Source organism: Streptomyces sp. sk2.1 (assembly GCF_008120935.1).
Classification (GTDB): domain Bacteria; phylum Actinomycetota; class Actinomycetes; order Streptomycetales; family Streptomycetaceae; genus Streptomyces.
This window is the reverse complement of the sequence record NZ_RDBO01000265.1, coordinates 1-1,345: the sequence shown is the minus strand read 5'-3', so window position 1 is coordinate 1,345 and position 1,345 is coordinate 1. Positions and strand designations below refer to the sequence as shown.

Sequence of the window (1,345 nt, the reverse complement as noted above, 5' to 3'; positions counted from 1 at the left end):
CGGCCTCCCCGTCCGCCACGGCCTCCCTGCCGCCCGCGAAGGGCTCGGTGAAGGTGGTCTCCACGCTCACCGAGGGCCTGGACTCGCCCTGGGGCCTGGCGGCGCTGCCCGACGGCGACCTGCTGGTCGCCTCGCGCGACAAGGGCACGATCACCCGGATCGACGCGAAGAGCGGGAAGAAGACCCTGCTGGGCTCCGTGCCCGGGGTGGCGCCGGCCGGTGAGGGCGGGCTGCTGGGGATCGCGGTCTCCCCCACGTACGGCTCGGACCATCTGGTGTACGCGTACTTCACGACCGAGTCCGACAACCGCATCGCGCGCATGCAGTACGACGAGGACGGCACGGTGCCGGGCCGGCTGCTGGGCGCCCCGGACACGATCCTGCGCGGCATTCCCAAGGGCGCGATCCACAACGGCGGCCGGATCGCCTTCGGGCCGGACCGCATGCTGTACGCGGGCACCGGCGAGACGGGGGACGACGGTCTCGCGCAGGACCCGGAATCACTGGCCGGAAAGATCCTGCGGATGACGCCGGACGGGCAGCCGCTGCACGGCAATCCCGAGGCCGACTCCGTGGTGTATTCGTCCGGACACCGCAATGTGCAGGGGCTGGCCTGGGACGGGCGCAAGCAGCTGTGGGCGTCGGAGTTCGGGCAGGACAGCCGGGACGAGCTGAACCTGATCCTGCCGGGCAGGAACTACGGCTGGCCGGAGGTCGAGGGCAGGGCGGGCCGGAAGGATTTCGTCGACCCCGTGGCACAGTGGAAGACGTCCGAGGCGTCCCCCAGCGGGATCGCCTTCGTCAAGGGCTCGATCTGGATGGCGGGCCTGCGCGGGGAGCGGCTCTGGCGGATTCCGCTGTCCGGCGAGGACGGCGGGGAACCCCTGGCCGCCCCGCAGGCGTTCCTGGAGAAGAAGTACGGCCGTCTGCGCACCGTGCTCGCCGCGGGCGGCGACAGGCTCTGGCTCGTCACGAGCAATACGGACGGCCGCGGCACCCCCGAGCCGGGAGACGACAGGATCCTGGTGCTGGAGGTGCGGTAGCGGCCTCGGCAGGGGAAAGGGCGTGCGGCTGGTGTTCAACTTCTTCGAGGAACTCTTCGCACCGGGCCGCAAGCACACCGTCGAGGAGCAGAAGCGGCTGGAGCTGTCCCGGGTGGACCTCGGCATCGGCGACCCGGGGCGCGGGCCGATAGACCTGACCTCGGGCAAGGTCACCATCCGGCCGTCCGACGCCTCCGGAGCACGGGAAGAGGGGCCGTCCGGGGCGAAAGCCACCCCGGACGACCCCGATTCCGCCCCCGGTGCGGGGCCCGATCCCTCCCCCGATCCGGGATCGGGGGAGG

General features: G+C 72.0%; 2 protein-coding genes. Both read left to right on the top strand.

Going from position 1 to position 1,345, the window contains the following annotated elements; all coding sequences use genetic code 11:
- A partial coding sequence (locus EAO76_RS43515; protein ID WP_148841716.1) for a sorbosone dehydrogenase family protein occupies positions 1–1,043 on the top strand: 1,043 nt, incomplete at its 5' end.
- A gap of 31 nt (positions 1,044–1,074) precedes the next feature.
- The coding region (locus tag EAO76_RS43510) for a DUF6191 domain-containing protein (RefSeq protein ID WP_222872285.1) at positions 1,075–1,345 on the top strand (271 nt) is incomplete at its 3' end.